The sequence below is a fragment of the Wenxinia saemankumensis genome (assembly GCF_900141735.1).
GTDB classification, from domain to species: Bacteria; Pseudomonadota; Alphaproteobacteria; order Rhodobacterales; family Rhodobacteraceae; genus Wenxinia; species Wenxinia saemankumensis.
On the sequence record NZ_FQYO01000002.1, the window covers coordinates 274,433 to 293,232 of the forward strand.

Consider the following 18,800-nt stretch of genomic DNA (forward strand, 5'->3'; position numbering starts at 1 on the left):
CAGATATTGGGGCGCGCGCCGCCGGGGCTCCCGACAAGTTGGTATTGACCTCTTTGCGCATATGCGCCCAACTTGCGCCATTGCCGGGGAGCCAACCCCGGCGGCCCGCCTTTTCGAGGGACGGAAGGGCAGGCATTTCAGATCGGCTGCGCCCGGCGCGGTCGGACACCAGGAAGAGGTAAACATGAAAAAATCCGTATTTCTCGGCGCCGCGACCGTTGCCTGCCTCGGAGCAGGCGCCGCCGCCGCGCAGACGCTCGAGAGCGTCCAGGAGAACGGTGTGCTGAATTGCGGCGTGAGCACCGGCCTCACCGGCTTTTCCTCGCCGAACGCGAGCGGCGAGTGGGAAGGGTTCGACGTCGGCATCTGCCGCGCCGTCGCGGCCGCCGTCCTGGGCGACCCGATGGCCGTGAACTTCGTTCCGACCACCGGTCAGACCCGCTTCACCGCGCTCGCCTCCGGCGAAATCGACCTGCTGGCCCGGAACACCACCTGGACCTTCAGCCGTGACGTGGACCTCGGCTTCTCCTTCGCCGGCGTGAACTACTACGACGGCCAGGGCTTCATGGTGCCGCGCGCGCTCGGCGTGTCCTCGGCCCAGGATCTCGACGGCGCGACGGTCTGCATCCAGACCGGCACCACGACCGAGCTGAACCTCGCGGACTACTTCCGCGTGAACAACATCAGCTACGAGCCGGTGCCGATCGAGACCAATGCCGAGGCGCAGCAGCAGTACCTCGCCGGCGCTTGCGACGTCTACACGACCGATGCGTCCGGCCTCGCCGCCACGCGCGCCTCGTTCGAGAACCCGGGCGATCACGTGATCCTGCCCGAGATCATCTCGAAGGAGCCGCTCGGCCCGCTCGTCCGCCAGGGCGACGACCAGTGGGCGGACATCGTCCGCTGGACCCTCAACGCGCTGATCGCGGCCGAGGAATACGGCGTGACCTCGACCAATGTAAGCGAGCTGGCCTCGGGCACCGACAACCCCGAGATCAACCGTCTGCTCGGCTCCGAGGGCGAACTCGGCGCGATGTTCGGGCTCGAGAACGACTGGGCGCAGCAAGCGATCGCGGCGGTCGGGAACTACGGCGAGCTGTTCGAGCAGAACATCGGCGAGTCGACCCCGATCGGCCTGGCGCGCGGCCTGAACGCGCAGTGGACCGATGGCGGCCTGATGTACGCGCCGCCGTTCCGGTAAGCGACAGGGCAGGGCGCGGGAGGAACCCCTCCCGCGCCCGCTTCACAAGAAGAAACGACCAAGCCGCCGATCAAGACGCGGCCGGGACCAGGAAGGGCCCAAACCAACCGCCTGCCAAGCCCGAAGACCGGACCAATCCGGCGCGGGCGCGGCGCGCACGGGCGGAACCTCGGGGGTAAAACATGGCGACGACGACCGATCCGCATCGCGCGGGATTCCGGCTCAGCCAACTTGTCTACGACACGCGTTACAGGTCGATGACGATCCAGATCGTCGCGCTCGTCGCGCTGATCGTCGCCGGCTGGTGGCTGGTCGCGAACGTGGTGCAGAACCTGTCCGCGCTCGGCAAGGATTTCGACTTCGGCTTCCTGTCGTCGCGTGCCGGCTACGACATCAACCAGACGCTGATCGCCTACGACAATTCGATGAGCCACGGCCGCGCCTCGCTCGTCGGCATCCTCAACACGCTTCTCGTCGCGTTCATGGGCTGCGTCACCGCGACCGTGCTCGGCGTGATCGCGGGCGTGCTGCGGCTGTCGAGGAACTGGATCGTGGCGAAGCTGATGGCCGTCTATGTCGAGGGCTTCCGCAACGTCCCGCTGTTGCTGTGGATCGTGCTGATCTTCGCGGTGATGACGGAATCGACGCCGCAGCCGCGTGATTTCCGCGTGCTCGACGACGGCACGTCGGCCGCCTCGATGCTGCTGGGCGACACGATTGCCATCACCAACCGCGGGGTGTTCATCCCCGCCCCGGTCTGGGGCTCGGGGGCGCTGGTGCTCGGCCTCGTCTTCCTCGCCTCGCTGGTCGCCATCTGGGCCTATCGCCGCTGGGCCTTCGCCCGGCAGGAGAGGACGGGCCAGATCGCGCCGGTCTTCCGCGTATCGCTCGTCCTGTTCCTCGTGCCGACGATCCTCGTCTTCCTGTTCATGGCCTTCCTCTCCGACCGGCAGACGCTGGTCGCCTATGGGGGCGCCGACGGTCAGGACCTTGCCGGTTTCGCGCAGGCGCTCGGCCCCGACGGGCGGGTGACGGCCTGCGTCGTGCCCGGCACCACCCAGGCGCTGCTGGTCCGCCGCGCGCTGCGGAACTCGGACGCGAATTTCAGTCTCGTCGAGGTCGCCGACGGCGAGGCCGCCATCGCGGCGGCCGAGGCGGGCGAATGCAACCTGATCTCGCAGCCGCCCGGCGTCGATCCCGCGACGATCCCGGCCGGCGGCTTCGCCCTGTCGGACGGCATCCGCTCGGGCAACCCGGTGGAGTTCGACGTCCCCGTCCTCGGCGGCTTCAACTTCGAGGGCGGCCTGCAGGTCCGCAACTCGCTGATCGCGCTGTGGCTGGCCCTGTCGCTCTATACCGGGGCCTTCATCGCCGAGATCGTGCGCGGCGGCATCCTCGCCATCTCCAGGGGCCAGTCCGAGGCGGCCTTCGCGCTCGGCCTGCGTCCCAACCGGACGATGAACCTCGTCATCCTGCCGCAGGCGCTGCGGGTCATCATCCCGCCGCTGATCTCGCAATACCTCAACCTGACCAAGAACTCCTCGCTCGCCATCGCCGTCGGCTACATGGACGTGCGCGCGACGCTGGGGGGGATCACGATCAACCAGACCGGGCGCGAGCTCGAGGGGATGCTGCTGCTCGGCGGCTTCTATCTCGGCCTGTCGCTGCTGATCTCGGGCGTGCTCAACGTCTACAACAATCGCGTCAAGCTGAAGGAGCGCTGAGATGAGCGACACGCACGCCCAGACGGTTCCTTACGTCCGCGAGTCCATGCTGCCCCAGGCGGAGCCGCCCGTGGCGGAGCGCGGTGTCGTCAAGTGGATCCGCGAGAACCTCGTCTCGTCCTGGCTGAACGCGATCCTGACGCTGGTCTCGCTCTACATCATCTGGTGGGTCGTCTCGCACGTCTGGGGCTGGTTCGCCGGATCGGTCTGGAATGCCGGATCGCTCACCGAATGCCGCGAGATCCTGGCGGGGGAGGAGGGCGCCTGCTTCGCCGTCATCGCCGAGCGGTGGAACCAGCTCGTCTTCGGGTTCTACCCGCCCGAGCTCTACTGGCGCCCGCTCCTCGCGCTCGCACTGTTCTTCGCCGCCATCGCACCGGTCCTGTTCCCCGAGCGCGTGCCGCGGGCGATGTTCGTCGTGACCGCGGCGATGCCCTTCGTCAATGTCTGGCTGATCTGGGGCGGCTCGCTCTGGGGGCCGATCTTCGTCGCGCTCGGCTTCGTCGCCGGATGGGGGGCCTGGCGGCTGGCCCAGCCACGGCTCGGCGTGCTGGCCGGGGCGATCCTGTCGGTCCTCGCGGCGCTGCTCTGGTGGGGAGTCGTGACGGGCTGGGCCTCGCCCGACTTCGCCCGGATCCTGCCGCTCGACCTGCAGCGGGTGACGAGCCGCGACATCGGCGGGTTCCTCCTGTCGACCATCATCGGCCTGTCCGCGATCATCCTGTCCCTGCCGCTCGGCATCCTGCTGGCGCTGGGGCGGCAATCGGATCTCTTCATCATCAACAAGGTCTCGGTCGCCTTCATCGAGGTGATCCGGGGGATCCCGCTGATCGTCTGGCTCTTCACCGCGCAGCTTCTGCTGAACTACTTCCTGCCGCCCGGAACGAATTTCGACCTGCTGCTGCGGGTCATCATCATGGTGACGCTGTTCTCGGCCGCCTACATCGCCGAGGTGGTCCGCGGCGGCCTCGCGGCGCTGCCGCGCGGCCAGTACGAGGGGGCCGACAGCCTCGGCCTGAGCTACTGGCAGTCGATGCGGCTGATCATCCTGCCGCAGGCGCTGAAGATCTCGATCCCCGGGATCGTCAACACCTTCATCGGCCTGTTCAAGGACACCACGCTCGTCGTCTTCATCGGCCTGCTCGACCCGATCGGCTTCTCCAACGCGATCCGGGCCTCCACCGACTGGAACGGCATCTACTGGGAGCTCTTCGTCTTCATCGGCGTGCTCTTCTTCATCTTCTGCTACTCGATGGGGCGCTACTCGCTCTACCTCGAGAAGAAGCTTTCCCGCGAACATCGCTGAGGACCTGACCCATGACCGATACCGCATTCGACGACAGCCCGAAGGTCGACCGCAGCCAGATGAAGGTCTCGGACGAGGTCGCGATCGAGATCGCCGAGATGAACAAGTGGTACGGGACGTTCCACGTCCTGCGCGACATCAACCTGACCGTCTACCGGGGCGAGCGCATCGTGATCTGCGGCCCCTCCGGCTCGGGCAAGTCGACTCTGATCCGCTGCATCAACCGGCTGGAGGAGCATCAGTCGGGCCGGATCGTCGTCGACGGGACCGAGCTGTCGAGCGACCTGAAGAACATCGACAAGATCCGGTCCGAGGTCGGGATGTGCTTTCAGCACTTCAACCTCTTCCCGCATCTGACGATCCTCGAGAACTGCACCCTCGCCCCGATCTGGGTCCGCAAGGTTCCCAAGAAGGAGGCCGAGGAAACGGCCATGCACTTCCTCGAGAAGGTGAAGATCCCCGATCAGGCCAACAAGTATCCGGGCCAGCTCTCGGGCGGGCAGCAGCAGCGTGTGGCCATCGCCCGCTCGCTCTGCATGCGGCCGCGCATCATGCTCTTCGACGAGCCGACCTCCGCCCTCGATCCCGAGATGATCAAGGAGGTGCTCGACACCATGATCGAGCTCGCCGAGGAGGGGATGACGATGATCTGCGTCACGCACGAGATGGGCTTCGCCCAGGCCGTGGCGAACCGGGTCATCTTCATGGACCAGGGCCAGATCGTCGAACAGAACGAGCCCAGGGAGTTCTTCAACAACCCGCGCAGCGACCGGACCAAGCTGTTCCTCAGCCAGATCCTCGGCCACTGAAGGCGGCGCGCCGCCCGCTACAGGTCCCGCGGCGCGGCGAAATGCTCGACCCGGCCCGAGCCGGGCTGCACGTCCTGCCATGGCCCGCCCGGGAAGGTCAGGATCGCGATGCCGGCGGTCGGGTAGGCCGCGAAGCGGTCCTGCTCCGGCCCCCCCGTCGCGAGCAGCGCCGCGAGGCTGCCGATCCCGGGGAAATGCGCGACGATCATCACGTCCGCCTCGCTCCGGTCCTGCAGCAGGCGCAGCATCGTGCCCGGCTCGGCGAGGTAGAGCGCATCGAGCGGCTCGCAGGGCGGCGCGACCTCCCAGGCCGCGCTCACCTCCTCCCAGGTTTGCCGGGTCCGGCGCGCGGACGAGACCAGCGCGACATCAGGGCGGGCAAGCCCCGCCAGCCAGCGCCCCATCGCGGCCGCGTCTGCGTGCCCCCGGTCGGTCAGGGAGCGGGCGGCATCGTCCTGCCAGGGGCCTTGCGCCTCGGCCGCGCCGTGTCGCATCAGGATCAGGCGTCGCGTCACGGGTGATAGGCCCTCATGTGGAACGCCGATTGCGCGGGCGGCCGCAGGTCCTGCCCGACCGGGCAGGCCCGGCGCACGGCGCAGCCCCGGTCCAGGCAGTCCCGCCCGGCCTCGGTGTCGAGGTAGCCGTGGCACCGCGCCGTATCCAGGCCGTCCGGCCCGAATGCATCGATTGGGCAGGCCGCCCGGCAGGGCGCGGCACAGGTGGTGCAGGGGCGGGGCAGGGGCGGCGGCAGGTCGACGGGGTAGGGCAGGGCCAGCGCCCCCCGGACCGAGACCCAGAGACCCCGCTCGCCATGCACCATCATCGCGACCGGCGACGACCAGGCCCGGCCCGTGGCGAAGGCCCAGCCGAAGATCGGTGCGTAAGGCGGCCCGTCTAAGGGGAAGAGCGCCGTGCCCCCCACCGCCGCCGCGAGTGCGCCGACGACACGGGCCGACCAACGGTCGAGAGGGTCCGGCGCCCCGTCCCGGTATTCCGCCGATGCGGCGAAGATCTCCCAGAATCGCGGCTCGTCCGGTCCCAGCAGCAGGATCGCCTCCGATCCTTCGCGGCGCAGCACGTGCCCCGGCGGCGTGGTCAGCCCGCCCAGGATCGTCAGCCCCTCCGCCGACGCCGCGTCTTCTATCGCGGTCAGGTCCGTGGCTTCACGCTCGGCTCGGAGCTGCGGATCATCGACCCGGCCCCGTAATCGGTGAAGAGTTCCAGCAGCGCGGCGTTCGGCAGCCGCCCGTCCAGGATGACGGCGGCGCGCACCCCGTCCTCGACCGCCTTCACCGCCGTCTCGACCTTGGGGATCATGCCGCCCGCGATGGTGCCGTCCGCGATCATCGCCCGAACCTGGTCGGGCGTGAGCTGCGTCACCACCTCGCCGCTGCCATCCTTGACCCCCGGCACATCGGTCAGCAGCAGCAGCCGGTCCGCCTTGAGCGCGCCCGCGATGGCGCCCGCGGCGGTATCGCCGTTGACGTTGTAGGTCTCGAGCGGGTCCATCCCCGTCGCCACGGGGGCGACGACGGGAATGATCCCGGCGTTGAAGAGGTCGCGCAGCACCTGCACGTTCATCTCGATGGGGCGCCCGACGAAGCCCAGCTCGGGATCGTCCGCCTCGCAGACCATCAGGTCGTCGTCCTTGCCCGACAGGCCCACGGCGCGGCCGCCCTCGTCCATGATCGCCTGCACGATCCGCTTGTTGACGAGGCCGGTCAGCACCATCTCGACCACCTCGACCGTCTGCTGGTCGGTCACGCGCTTGCCGCGGACGAAGGTACTCTCGATGTTCAGGCGCTTCAGCAGGTCGTTGATCATCGGCCCGCCGCCATGGACGACGACCGGGTAGGCGCCGACCTGCCGCATCAGTACGACGTCCCGGGCGAAGTCGGCCATCGCCTCGGCGCTGCCCATGGCGTTGCCGCCGAACTTCACGACGACGATCGCGCCGGAATAACGCTGCATGTAGGGCAGCGCCTCGTTCAGCGTGCGGGCGGTCGCGATCCAGTCACGGTCCATACTCTGCTTTCTCATGTGCTGGTCCTTGCGGGGTCGCCCGCAGGCTTAAGAGCCCGGCCCGCCCACGGCAAGCGTCACAGATCGGCGACGATGGCGCGCAGCGTCTCCAGCCCCTCGCCCTTCTCGGAGGAGGTGAGCACGATCTCGGGGAAGGCGGCGGGGTGCCGGGCCAGCGCCTCGCGCGTACGCGCGAGGCTGTCCTCCAGCGCGCGGCCGCGCGTCTTGTCGACCTTGGTCATCACCACCTGGAAGGTGACGGCGGCCCCGTCGAGCAGGGTCATGATCTCCTCGTCGACCTTCTTCGCCCCGTGCCGCGCGTCGATCAGCACGAAGGCGCGGCGCAGCGTCTGGCGACCGGCGAGATAGGCCTTGAGCAAGCGCTGCCACTTCTCGACCACGGGCTTCGGCGCCTCGGCGAAGCCGTAGCCGGGCAGGTCGACGAGGTAGTGTTCGGGGCCGAGGACGAAGTAGTTGATCTCCTGCGTGCGGCCCGGCGTGTTCGACGCGCGGGCCAGCCGGTTCTGCCCCGTCAGCGCATTGATGAGGCTCGACTTTCCCACGTTCGACCGGCCGGCGAAGCAGACCTCCGCCCGGTCGGCGGGGGGCAGCCCGTCCATCGCGACGACGCCCTTGAGGAACTCCACCTGCCCCGCGAAGAGCAGGCGCCCCCGCTCCGCCGCCTCGGCCTCGGGCGGTGCGGCGGCGGGGAAGGTCAGCTTCACTTGCCCTTCTCCTCGGCCGTCTTGCGGCGGAAGCTCTGGCGGATGTTGCCGAACACGTCCGGCTTCGACCCGTGCAGCCGCATGATCGTGTATTGCTGCAGGAAGGTGATGGTGTTGTTCACGATCCAGTAGAGCACCAGCCCGCTGGCGAAGCTGCCCAACATGAACATGAAGATCCACGGCATCCAGGCGAAGACCATGCGCTGCGTCGGGTCCGGCGGGGCCGGGTTCAGCTTCTGCTGCAACCACATCGAGATGCCGAGCAGGATCGGCAGCACGCCGAGCGAGAGGATGAACAGGATCGAGCCCGGCTCCGGCGGCGCGAAGGGCAGCAGGCCGAAGAGGTTCAGGATCGAGGTCGGATCGGGGGCGGACAGGTCGCGGATCCACAGGATCCAGGGCGCGTGCCGCAGCTCGATCGTGACGAAGATCACCTTGTAGAGCGAGAAGAAGATCGGGATCTGCAGCAGGATCGGCAGGCAGCCGGCGGCCGGGTTCACCTTGTTCTTCTTGTAGAGCTCCATCATCCCCTGCTGAAGCTTCTGCCGGTCGTCGCCGGCCTGCTCCTTCAGCTTCTCCATCTCGGGCTGGAGTTCCTTCATCCGCGCCATCGAGACGTAGGATTTCCGGGCCAGCGGGAAGAGGATCATCTTGATCAGGATGGTCAGGCCGATTATGGCCCAGCCCATGTTGCCGATCACGCCGTTCAGGAAGTGCAGGACGCGGAAGATCGGCTTGGTCAGGAAGAAGAACCAGCCCCAGTCGATCGAATCGACGAAACGCTGGACGCCCGCTTCCTCGTAGGCGCGGATCGCCTCCCATTCCTTGGCGCCGGCGAAGACCAGCGTCGTGGCCTCGGCGGCCGCGCCGTCCGCGACCTCGGTCACCGGGTAGACGGTCTCGGTCTGGTAGACGCCGTTGCCGAAGCGCGCCTCCGAGCGGAAGGCGGTGCCGGGCTCGGGGATCAGGGTCGTCATCCAGTACTTGTCGGTGAAGCCGATCCAACCGTCGGAGGCGACCTCGATCCGCCCCTCCTGGGCGCCGTAATCCTCGAGATCGCCGTAATCGACCTCTTCCAGCTCGCCGTCGGACATCCGCACGACGCCCTCGTGCAGGATGAAGAACGGGCTGGTGTCGGGCAGGCCGTGCCGCGCGACGAGGCCGTAGGGCCGCAGGCTCACCGGGGCGCCGGTCGCGTTCTCGACCGATTGCGCGACGGTGATCATGTAGCGGTCGTCGATCGAGAAGGTCTTGCGGAAGGTCAGGCCGGCGCCGTTGTCCCATTCCAGCGTGACGGGGCTGTCCGGGGTCAGCGTCTCGCCCTCGGCGACCTCCCAGCGGGTGTTCGGCCCCGGGACCTCGTCGGCGGTCACCCCGGACACGGCCAGCCAGCCGTGCAGCGCGTAATAGGGCAGGTCGGACCCGACGGGAGAGAGCAGGCGGACGAGCGGGCTCTCGGGGTCGAGGGTCTCGTGGTAGTCGGCGAGGGACAGGTCGTCGATCCGCCCGCCGTCGAGCGAGATCGAGCCGATGACCGAGGGGGTCTCGACAGCGACGCGGGGCGCCTCGCTCGCCGCGGCCTCGACCTCGGCCACGTCGGCCTCCGGATCGCCCGGGCTGGCGGGGGTCGCGGCCGTGGCGGAATCGCCGTCCAGCGCCTCGTCGCCCGGCACGCCCTGCACCAGCTCGCCGTCGCTGTCGGTCGTCGACGGCGCCTGCTGGTCCGGCGGGAAGAGCAGGAACCAGGTCACGATGACCAGGAAGCTCAGGACCGTGGCGAGGATGAGGTTCTTGTTCTGGTCGTCCATAGGGCCCCCAGGAAAACGGCATCCGGCAGGGCGGGCCGGCGGCCCCCCTCGAACGCGGGCCGGTTCAACAGGGGAGGGGGGGAAAGGTCAAGCGGTTTCGGCCCGCCGGGACGGTGCGTCGCGGGGGCCCCGGCGGGTCCGGCCCCACGCCCCGCGCGGAGGGAGCGCCGCCGGGAAGGTCGCCGATCCGGCAGCCCCCCGTCGCCACCCCACCGCGCCGCCCCCGCCCCCACCGCCGCCCGCAGCCCGGTCCCGCCGGCCGGTGCAGGGTGCCGGGCCCCCGCGCGTCGTGGTTCCCGGGCCCCCCCGAACCGGCGCTTCGCAACACGCGGTTCCCGGCCGGCCCCTTCCGCCGATCCGCGCCTCACCCGGTCTGCCGCAGTCGCGTCACGGTGCCGTCCCCCGCCTCGCGCCGGCGCAGCCAGGTCGCCACGTCCTCGAAGGGCATCGGCCGGGCGATGCCGTAGCCTTGCAGGTGTCCGCAGCCGAGCGCGACGAGCATCTCGGCCTCGCCGTCCGTCTCGACCCCCTCGGCGAGGGTCTCGAGTCCCAGCTTCTCGGCCATGACGAGGATGGCCGACACCATCTTCTGCTGCTCGGGATCGGTGTCGATATCGGTCACGAAGCTGCGGTCGATCTTGATCCGCTCGATATGGAAGCGGCGGATCGAGGTGATCGCTGCCTGCCCGGTGCCGAAATCGTCGAGATCGATGCGGCATCCCAGCCGGGCGAAGCTGGCGAGGTTGCGGATCACCGGGTCCTCCTCGCCATGGGCGACGACGGATTCCAGCACTTCGACCACCAGGCGGTCGGGGGTCAGGTCGTTGCGGTCGATTTCGAACGCGATGCGGTCCGGAAGGCGCGGATCGCAGAGTTCCTCGGTCGAGAAATTCACCGAGACGCGCGGCACCTGCAGGCCCGCCCGGTCCCAGTCCCGCACCGCGCGGAGGGCCAGCCCGACCATCAGCGCGGCAAGGCGATCGGCCAGCCCCGCGCGCATCAGGTCGGGCAGGAACTCGCCGGGCGGGACCACGCCGCGGCCCGGCCGGTTCCAGCGGACCAGCGTCTCCATCCCCGTCAGGGCGCCGGTCGCGGCGGCGACCTGCGGCTGGAACCAGGCGGTGATCTCCCCCCGGTCGAAGGCCTCGATGAGGCGATGGACGATCTGCTCCTGCTGGCGGAGCCGGCCGGCGATCGCGCCGGAGAAGCTGCGGATCGCCGAGGGGCCGTTGCGATGCGCCTCGTGCGCGGCGTGATCGGCGGCCTGCATCAGCCGTTCGCCCGAATCGAGTCCCGGCCCGACCGGCAGGGCAAAGCCGATCGACACGGTGGGCGCGATCGCGATGCCCCCGACGGGGACCGTCCCCGACATCGCCCGCTGCAGGCGCGCGGCGATCTGCATCGCCCCCGACGTGTCGATCTGCCGGTCCCGGACCGACAGCGCCACCGCGAACCGCTCGGGCGCGAGGGGGGCGCAGGCATCGTCGGGCCGCAGGGCCCCGGCGAGGCGATCGCGCAGGACCGCGATCAGGTCCAGCAGGTCGGGATGCGGCAGGCGCTCGCTCAGCGCGCGAAAGCCGTCGATCTCCACCACGAGGGCGATCGGGGTCGCGCCCCGGGCCGCGTAGGCCCGGTCGAGCGCCTGCACCGCATCGCCCCGTTGCGCCGGCCGGGGCGACTGTCCCGTCCCTTCGGCCCCCCGCAAGGCGGCCAGCCAGGCCAGGATCGGTGGCAGCACGAAAAGGGCCGCGGGAACGCCCGCGAAGACGAGCGCGAGTCCGGCGAAGGTCGCGCCGATGAGGGGCGCGGCGATCCGCCAGTCCGGCCGGGCCCGTCCCGTCCCTTGCATCGCTCGTCCCTCGCGGCCTGTTGGTCCGCCCGGTCTAGGCGGCAAGCGTGAGGACCGGGTTAACGGGGCGGCGCCTCGCGCAGCAGCGCCGCGAAGTCGAAGAGCTCGCCGTCCAGCAGGTGCGACGGCCTGACCTGCGACAGGGCCGAGAACATCTTGCCCCGCCGGCCCGGGCTGCGCCGCTCCCATTCGTCGAGCATCGCCTTGATCTGCTGGCGTTGCAGCCCGTCCTGGCTGCCGCAGAGGTCGCAGGGGATGATCGGGTAGTCCAGCGCGCGGGCGAATCGCTCGCAATCCTCCTCGGCGACGTGGGCGAGGGGGCGCAGCACGTGCAGGTCGCCCTCGTCGTTCAGCAACCTGGGCGGCATCGTCGCCAGCTTGCCGCCGTGGAAGAGGTTGAGGAAGAACGTCTCGAGGATGTCGTCGCGGTGGTGGCCCAGCACCACGGCGCTGCACCCCTCCTCGCGCGCGATGCGGTAGAGGTTGCCGCGCCGCAGGCGCGAGCAGAGCGCGCACATCGTCCGCCCCGCCGGCACCTTGTCCATCACGATGGAATAGGTGTCCGCATATTCGATCCGGTGCGGCACGCCGCGCGCGCCCAGGAATTCGGGCAGCACCGTCGCGGGAAAGCCCGGCTGCCCCTGGTCGAGATTGCAGGCCAGGATCTCGACCGGCAGCAGGCCCCGCCATTGCAGCTCGGTCAGCGCAGCGAGCAGGGTGTAGCTGTCCTTGCCCCCCGACAGGCAGACGAGCCATCTCGCGTCCCGCTCCACCATGGCGTAGCGGTCGAGCGCCTCGCGCACGTTCGCCACGATCCGCTTGCGGAGCTTCTTGAACTCCGTGGTCTTGGGCGCCCCGGCGAAGAGCGGGTGGATGTCGTCGGTCTGATCCAGCATGTCGCGCGGGATAGACCCCGGCGCCCCTCCCGGCAATAGTGGCGCGCATGATCGACCTCTACACCTGGACGACGCCGAACGGCCGCAAGGTCTCGCTCCTGCTGGAGGAGCTGGGCGTACCCTACCGCGTCCACGCCATCGACATCGGCAAGGATGAGCAGTTCGACCCGGCCTTCCTGAAGGTCTCGCCCAACAACAAGATCCCCGCGATCCGCGACGGTGACGTGACCCTGATGGAGAGCGGGGCGATCCTGCTCTACCTCGCCACGACGCACGGGCGGTTCCTCGCCGAGGGCGTGGAGTACTGGCGCATGATGGAATGGCTCATGTGGCAGATGGGCGGGCTGGGGCCCATGCTCGGGCAGGTCCACCATTTCGCGCACTACAACCCCGGCAGGGCGCCCTATGCCGAGGCGCGCTATTCGGCCGAGGCGCGGCGGCTCTATTCCGTGCTCGACGGGCGGCTGGACGGGCGCGACTTCCTCGCCGGGGACGGCCCGGGCGCCTACACGATCGCCGACATGGCCTGCTGGCCCTGGGTGTCGCGCTTCGAATGGCAGGGCATCGACCTCGCCGAATATCCGGCGGTGCGCGACTGGTATCTCAGGATCGCCGAGCGGCCGGCGACGGCGCGGGGCTACCATGTCCCGCATTTCGTCAGCGACATTCCGATGCCGTAGGCGGCGCCGCGCAGGGGGAGAGCGCCCGGGGAGGGCGCTCGGGGCGACTTTCCGGGCCCCCGGTCCCGGCACGGTCCGCGCGCCGTCAGGCCGGTTGCGGCGCCTCGGCCAGCATCTCGCGCACCATCGGGATGACCCGCGTGCCGTAGAGCTCGATATTCCGCATCAGCGCGTCATGCGGCAGCGTGCCGTGGCTGTACTTCATGTCGAAGCGCTGCAGACCCAGCGCCCGCACCGTCCCCGCGATCTTGCGCGCGACCGTCTCGGGCGCGCCGACATGCAGCGCGCCGGTCGCGATCTCGCCCTGGAACTGCTCGCGGCTCATCGGGCGCCATCCCCGCTCGCGGCCGATCCGGGCCATCATGTCGCGGTAATGGGGCCAGAGGATCTCGGCCGCCTCCTCGTCCGTATCGGCCACGAAGCCCGGGGAATGCACGCCCAGCGGGCGCGGCGCCTCGCCCGCCTCGGTCCAGGCGCGGGCGTAGAGGTCGGCGAAGGGGCGGAACCGGGCGGGGCTGCCGCCGATGATCGCCAGCATCACCGGCATTCCGAAGGAGACGGCGCGCAGCACGCTTTCGGGGCTGCCGCCGACGCCGATCCAGGTCGGGATGCCGCCCTCGGGCGGGCGGGGGAAGACGGCCTGCTTCTTCAGGCCGGGCCGCACGCTGCCCTGCCACGTCACCTTGTCCGAGCGCAGCAGCGCGGCGAAGAGGTCGAGCTTTTCCGAGAAGAGCCGCTCGTAATCCGACAGCTCGTAGCCGAAGAGCGGAAAGCTCTCGGTGAACGAGCCCCGGCCGAGGATCGCTTCGGCCCGCCCCCCGCTCAGGGCCGCGACAGTCGAGAACCGCTGGAAGACCCGCACCGGATCGTCCGAGGACAGCACGGTCACGGCCGAGCCGAGGCGGATGCGCCGGGTGCGCACGGCGAGGGCCGCCAGCATCGTCTCGGGGGTGGAGATGGCGAAGTCGGCGCGGTGATGCTCGCCGAGGCCGAGGAAATCGACACCGCTCTCGTCGGCGAGGATTCCTTCCGCCAGCACGTTGCGCAGGACCTCGTCCTGCGGCAGCGTCGTGCCGCCCGGGCCGCGCGTCACGTCGCCGAACGTGTCGAGGCCGAGTTCGAGCGTGGCGGGGTCGAAGGTGGGGGCGGTCATGGCTTGGTCCTCTCGCACGGGCGCCCTCCGAACTAGGCGCCCGGTCCGGACCGCGCCAGACGAAGCCGCGCACGGCAGCTGTGCGGGGCCCCCGCCCCGGGACGGGTCTCAGCGCGGTGCCTTGCCCAGCAGCGGCGCATTCGAGCAGGTCAGCGGGTCGCGGGGCGCGGCATAGGACAGGAGCGGCGTGTCCCAGAAGATCGTGCTCTCCGCCTGGTAGACCCCGTCGACGCAGACGTCCTGCCCGCCATTGCCGGCGTTGAAGCCGAAGCCCGGAGAGCCGCAATCGTCGACATAGCCGTCGGCGTTCCACATCTGGTAGAGGCCGTCGCCCGTATCCCCCAGATAGAACCGCCCCTCGGCGGCGTTGTAGCGCAAGAGCCAGCTGCGCGGTGGCGCGGCGGGGTCGAGCGTCCATGACCCCAGCGGGGCGCCGTCGCGGAAGCCCTCGATCGACATCGCCGTCACGTCGCCCTCGCCGACGAAGGTCGCGGTGGCGAGGCTGTCGGGAAAGGTGAAGCTGCCCGTCATCGTGTAGCCGCCCTCGCCACGCCAGCAGAGGTGGCGGGTCTCGGCCGCGCCCGGCCCGGCGAGCAGCGCGAGCAGCAGCGCGGCAAGAGGGGCGCGGCGCGTCATCCGTTCACCCGCTTGACGTGACCGGCGAGGTAGAGCGAGCCGCAGATCAGGATGCGCGCGCCGGGATGGGCGCGGGCGATCGCCGCGACGGCCGCCTCCACCCCGTCCGCGATGTCGGCCGTCAGGCCCACGGCCCGGGCCCGCTCCGCCGTCTCTTCGGCAGGGATCGTCGCGCTCTCGCCCGGGATGGACACCCCCGTCAGGCTTTCGGCCACGCCCGCGAGCGGGCGCAGGTAGCCGGCGATGTCCTTGGTGTTCAGCATGCCGCAGATCAGGTGGACCGGCCGGGGGGGCAGGGCGCGCAGGCTGGCCGCGACTACCTCTCCGGCCGCAGGATTGTGGCCGCCGTCGAGCCAGAGCTCGCAGCTCCCCGCCAGATCGACCAGCGGCCCGGCGGTCAGACGCTCCATCCGCGCGGGCCATTCGGCGCGGGTGACGGCAGCCTCGCTGGCCTCGGCCCCGAATCCCAGCGCCCGCAGGGCGACCACCGCCATCCCGGCATTGCCGACCTGGTGCGGCCCGACCAGCCGGGGCAGGGGCAGGTCGACGAGCCCGGTCTCGTCCTGCACGATCAGGCGCCCCCGCTCCTCGGCCGCGTGCCAGTGCTGGCCGTGGACCAGCAGCGGGGCGCCGACCCGCGCGGCGCGATCCTCGATCACGCGCAGCGCCTCGTCCTTCTGCGGGCCGACGATGCAGGTCACGCCGCGCTTGAGGATGCCGGCCTTCTCGCCCGCGATCGCGCCCAGCGTGTCGCCGAGATAGGACTGGTGGTCGAGATCGACCGGGGTGATGATCGTGAGCGCGGGCCTCTCGACCACGTTCGTGGCGTCGAGCCGCCCGCCGAGCCCGACCTCGAGCAGCGCCCAGTCCGCCGGCGCCTCGGCCATCGCCAGAAGGGCGGCTGCGGTCGTCGCCTCGAAATAGGTGATGGGATCGGGCCCGTTCGCCGCCACGCAGCGGTCGAGCACGCCGGCGAGGGCCGGCTCGGGGATGATCTCGCCCGCCAGCCGGATCCGCTCGTGGAACCGGGCGAGATGGGGCGAGGTGTAGGCGTGGACGCGGGTCCCGGCCCCCTCGAGCCCGGCACGCAGCATGGCGAGGGTCGAGCCCTTGCCGTTCGTGCCCGCGATATGGATCACCGGCGGCAGGCGGCGCTCGGGATGGTCCAGCGCCGCGAGCAGGCGATGCATCCGGTCGAGCGAGAGGTCGATCACCTTGGGGTGGAGCGTCATCATCCGCTCCAGCAGCGCATCCGAGACGGGCGCCGCGATCCGGTCCGGCGCGGCCTCCGCCGGGAGGGACGGGCCGGACATCGCGATCAGCCCTTGTCGCCCGCCGGCGCGGTCTCGCCCGAGCCGGAGGGGGCGGGCGCCTCGGCGCCCTCGGCCGCCGCCTCGCCCTCGTGCAGGGCGGTGCTGGCGGGGCTCTCCAGCGTGGCCGGGGCGGGCAGGTCGCCCATCACGGCCGGCGGCTCCTTCAGCAGCATCCGCACGATCGAGATCAGCTCGTCCCGCAGCTGGCCGCGCGGCGTCACCCGGTCGAGCATCCCGTGGTCGAGCAGGTATTCGGCGCGCTGGAACCCCTCGGGCAGCTTCTCGCGGATCGTCTGCTCGATCACGCGCGGCCCGGCAAAGCAGATCAGCGCCCCCGGCTCGGCGATCTGCACGTCGCCCAGCATCGCGTAGCTGGCCGTGACCCCGCCCGTCGTCGGATGCGTCAGCACCACGATGTAGGGCAGGTTCGCCTCCTTGAGCATCTGCACCGCGACCGTGGTCCGCGGCATCTGCATGAGCGAGAGGATCCCCTCCTGCATGCGGGCGCCCCCGGCGGCCGAGAACAGGACGAGCGGGCACCTGCGCTCCACCGCGCGCTCGGCGGCGGCGATGATGGCATTGCCGACATACATGCCCATCGAGCCGGCCATGAACGAGAAGTCCTGGCCCGCCGCGACGATCCGGGTCCGGCCCATCTCGCCCTCGGCGACGAGCATCGCCTCGCGCTCCTCGGTGGTGCGGCGGGCCTCCTTCAGCCGGTCGGTGTACTTCTTGCCGTCCCGGAAGCCGAGCGGATCGGCGATCGGCTCCGGCACCGCCACCTCGGTGAAGATGCCGCCGTCGAACAGGGCGGTGAATCGGGCGCGCGGCGTGATCGCCATGTGATGCCCGCAATTTGTGCAGACGTTCAGGTTCTCGGCCAGCTCGCGGTGGAACAGCATCGTCCCGCACTCGTCGCACTTCGTCCACAGGTTCTCGGGCACTTCGCGGCGCGAGAAGATCGAGTTGATCCGGGGGCGGACGTAGTTCGAAATCCAGTTCATCGGCGCGCGGATCCTCGGGGTTCGGGACGTGTCTGCGGGCCGGGGCCCGGTCCGGGCGAGATAGGCCGGGCGGGGCGGATTTGCAATTGCCGGCCCGGGCCGGGCCACGCGCGCGCTTGCCCCGCGGCGGGCGGGCGGCGGGGACGGGTCGAGGTATCTGAATCCCTGCGAAGGGACCGGGGCGGCGCGCCGTGGACGAGGGGGCGGGATGCGCCCCCTCAACCCCCGAGCGGTCCGGTCTTCCGGCGCGAGGCGGGGTTCCTCATGCGGGGCCGGGCACTCCGGGCGGGGGCGGGTCCCCGCGCGCGGCGAGGGGGGGCGAGGATCGGGCCCGAGCCGGCGCGGTGCGGCGGCGCCGGTCCGGCTGCCGGGGGGGAGGATGGGCCGGGGGCCCGCCTTGGCGGAGGAGCCGACATCCGCCCAGGGGAGGTCAGCTCTCGGCGCAGTGGCGGCGGAAGGCGCGTTTCAGCAGGTCGAGCTCGGCCCGCAGCAGGTCGATCTCGGCGCGCAGGTCGTGGGCCAGCGGCTCGCCCACGACGAGGGTGAACGTGTTGAGGACCGCGCCCTCCCCTTGCGCCCCACCGATGCCGGCAGCGGCCCCGAGGTCGCGGACGACGAAGGTCTGCACGCCGTCGGCGATCAGCGCCGGCGGGATCGGCAGGCGCAGCGCCCATTCCCCGGGGGAGAGCTCGTGCATCTCAAGCCCCGGCACCGCCTCGCCGAGATGGCTGACCTCGAGCCTGGGCGGCGCCTCGGCGCGGCCCGACCGGGTGAGCACCGCCTCCCACGTGCCGCCGGCGATCCGGGTCCGGGTCAGAATCGGGTCGGACATGACAGGTTCCTGTTCGTCAGATGTCGGCCCGGGGCAGGCGGGCGAAGGTCAGGTCGCGCAGCGTGACCTGGTTCATCTCGGGCCCCTCGAAGATCAGGTCGAGCCACATCCGCTCGGCCCGGCGCTCGTCGAGGCGGGTATAGGCCAGGTCGAACTCGACATGGACCTGGTCCTGTCCCCGGGGCAGCTCGCGCACGATCTGCTCGACATTCGGACCGTGCTTGACGTTCAGCCGGGCGAAGATCTCGAGCGGGCGCTCGGTCTCGACCAGCGTGTCGAGGCGGATCAGGTGCCGCTTGCGCAACCCCTCGGCGGCGGTCTCGGGCAGCTCCACCACGAGGCTGAGATACGAGCCGTCGAAGCGGAACACGTCGAGCCGCAGACCGAACGGGGCGAGGTCGGTCTCGCGCTGGTTGCGGACCTGGCGGAGCGTCAGTTCGCGCAGGGGGCAATCGTGGTGAAGCGCCACCTCGTCGCCCAGCGGCATCCGCCCCTCGATCCCGACCGCGCCGCGGACCGGCAGCGGACTGCGCCAGATCGCCGGACGCCAGGACCAGTCGGTGCCGGGCGGACGGGCGAAGGCGGCGGACCCGATCCGGGGCAGGGCGAGGCGGCTGTCGGCCACCGCGATCACCTCGCCCAGGTGATGGACGAGCCGGCCCGCGACCTGCCGCTGCCGGTGCAGGGCGGACAGTTCGGCCCGGGGCGCGCGCCGCGCGGCGCGGGCCCAGCGTGCCAGCGTGCCGCGGTTCAGCAGCCGCGTCAGGGGACCGTCGTCGCGTCGTGCCATGTCGCGTGTGATCCGCCCCGTTCCCCTCGCGCCCGGCCCGGCCCCCGGGGGG

18 protein-coding genes are annotated in these 18,800 nt (G+C 70.6%); 5 read left to right on the forward strand and 13 right to left on the reverse strand.

Annotated elements, in window-relative coordinates; translation table 11 throughout:
• Positions 1 to 184 precede the first annotated feature (184 nt).
• The 4 genes from BUE30_RS05175 (at position 185) to BUE30_RS05190 (ending at position 5,040) form a co-directional block, all read left to right on the forward strand.
• Positions 185 to 1,201: an amino acid ABC transporter substrate-binding protein gene (locus tag BUE30_RS05175; protein WP_073326792.1), complete on the forward strand. Its 1,017-nt coding sequence runs from the start codon at positions 185 to 187 to the stop codon at positions 1,199 to 1,201.
• A 182-nt stretch (positions 1,202 to 1,383) separates the two neighbouring features.
• On the forward strand, positions 1,384 to 2,925 hold the full coding sequence (locus BUE30_RS05180; protein ID WP_073326793.1) for an amino acid ABC transporter permease: 1,542 nt from the start codon (positions 1,384 to 1,386) through the stop codon (positions 2,923 to 2,925).
• Position 2,926: 1 nt separating this feature from the next.
• Positions 2,927 to 4,231, forward strand: coding sequence for an amino acid ABC transporter permease (locus BUE30_RS05185; RefSeq protein ID WP_073326794.1), 1,305 nt, complete (start codon positions 2,927 to 2,929; stop codon positions 4,229 to 4,231).
• Positions 4,232 to 4,242: 11 nt separating this feature from the next.
• On the forward strand, positions 4,243 to 5,040 hold the full coding sequence (locus tag BUE30_RS05190) for an amino acid ABC transporter ATP-binding protein (RefSeq protein WP_073326795.1): 798 nt from the start codon (positions 4,243 to 4,245) through the stop codon (positions 5,038 to 5,040).
• A 17-nt stretch (positions 5,041 to 5,057) separates the two neighbouring features.
• On the opposite strand, the gene BUE30_RS05195 is transcribed toward BUE30_RS05190, so the two are convergent.
• The 7 genes from BUE30_RS05195 to ttcA form a co-directional block, all read right to left on the reverse strand.
• Positions 5,058 to 5,555 (reverse strand): SixA phosphatase family protein, encoded by a 498-nt coding sequence (locus BUE30_RS05195; RefSeq protein ID WP_083601147.1) that lies wholly within the window; start codon positions 5,553 to 5,555, stop codon positions 5,058 to 5,060.
• Entirely contained in the window at positions 5,552 to 6,118 is a 567-nt protein-coding gene (locus BUE30_RS05200; RefSeq protein ID WP_244526276.1) for a ferredoxin, read from the reverse strand. The genes BUE30_RS05195 and BUE30_RS05200 overlap by 4 nt, the downstream gene beginning before the upstream one ends.
• 71 nt (positions 6,119 to 6,189) lie before the next feature.
• Entirely contained in the window at positions 6,190 to 7,080 is an 891-nt protein-coding gene (gene argB, locus BUE30_RS05205) for an acetylglutamate kinase (protein WP_073326797.1), read from the reverse strand.
• 59 nt (positions 7,081 to 7,139) lie between these two features.
• Positions 7,140 to 7,787 carry a ribosome biogenesis GTP-binding protein YihA/YsxC gene (gene yihA / locus BUE30_RS05210; protein WP_073326798.1) on the reverse strand — a complete coding sequence of 216 codons (648 nt, stop codon included), beginning with the start codon at positions 7,785 to 7,787 and terminating at the stop codon, positions 7,140 to 7,142.
• Entirely contained in the window at positions 7,784 to 9,595 is a 1,812-nt protein-coding gene (gene yidC / locus BUE30_RS05215; RefSeq protein ID WP_073326799.1) for a membrane protein insertase YidC, read from the reverse strand. Before yidC ends, yihA begins: the two co-directional genes overlap by 4 nt.
• Before the next feature lie 364 nt (positions 9,596 to 9,959).
• Positions 9,960 to 11,444, reverse strand: a complete 1,485-nt coding sequence (locus BUE30_RS05220) for a GGDEF domain-containing phosphodiesterase (protein ID WP_073326800.1) — start codon at positions 11,442 to 11,444, stop codon at positions 9,960 to 9,962.
• Positions 11,445 to 11,503: 59 nt separating this feature from the next.
• A complete protein-coding gene (ttcA, locus tag BUE30_RS05225; protein ID WP_073326801.1) occupies positions 11,504 to 12,340 on the reverse strand; it encodes a tRNA 2-thiocytidine(32) synthetase TtcA in 837 nt (278 codons plus the stop codon).
• A 47-nt stretch (positions 12,341 to 12,387) separates the two neighbouring features.
• Here ttcA and BUE30_RS05230 point away from each other — a divergent pair, with 47 nt between their 5' ends.
• Positions 12,388 to 13,020: a glutathione S-transferase family protein gene (locus BUE30_RS05230; RefSeq protein ID WP_073326802.1), complete on the forward strand. Its 633-nt coding sequence runs from the start codon at positions 12,388 to 12,390 to the stop codon at positions 13,018 to 13,020.
• A gap of 85 nt (positions 13,021 to 13,105) precedes the next feature.
• On the opposite strand, the gene BUE30_RS05235 is transcribed toward BUE30_RS05230, so the two are convergent.
• The 6 genes from BUE30_RS05235 to BUE30_RS05260 form a co-directional block, all read right to left on the reverse strand.
• A complete protein-coding gene (locus BUE30_RS05235) occupies positions 13,106 to 14,173 on the reverse strand; it encodes an LLM class flavin-dependent oxidoreductase (protein WP_073326803.1) in 1,068 nt (355 codons plus the stop codon).
• 108 nt (positions 14,174 to 14,281) lie between these two features.
• Positions 14,282 to 14,809: a hypothetical protein gene (locus tag BUE30_RS05240; protein WP_073326804.1), complete on the reverse strand. Its 528-nt coding sequence runs from the start codon at positions 14,807 to 14,809 to the stop codon at positions 14,282 to 14,284.
• Entirely contained in the window at positions 14,806 to 16,044 is a 1,239-nt protein-coding gene (locus tag BUE30_RS05245; RefSeq protein WP_073327684.1) for a bifunctional folylpolyglutamate synthase/dihydrofolate synthase, read from the reverse strand. Before BUE30_RS05245 ends, BUE30_RS05240 begins: the two co-directional genes overlap by 4 nt.
• Before the next feature lie 83 nt (positions 16,045 to 16,127).
• On the reverse strand, positions 16,128 to 17,126 hold the full coding sequence (accD, locus tag BUE30_RS05250; RefSeq protein WP_073326805.1) for an acetyl-CoA carboxylase, carboxyltransferase subunit beta: 999 nt from the start codon (positions 17,124 to 17,126) through the stop codon (positions 16,128 to 16,130).
• A 430-nt stretch (positions 17,127 to 17,556) separates the two neighbouring features.
• Positions 17,557 to 17,958: a hypothetical protein gene (locus BUE30_RS05255; protein ID WP_073326806.1), complete on the reverse strand. Its 402-nt coding sequence runs from the start codon at positions 17,956 to 17,958 to the stop codon at positions 17,557 to 17,559.
• A 16-nt stretch (positions 17,959 to 17,974) separates the two neighbouring features.
• Positions 17,975 to 18,748 (reverse strand): DUF6478 family protein, encoded by a 774-nt coding sequence (locus tag BUE30_RS05260; protein WP_073326807.1) that lies wholly within the window; start codon positions 18,746 to 18,748, stop codon positions 17,975 to 17,977.
• Positions 18,749 to 18,800: the final 52 nt, after the last annotated feature.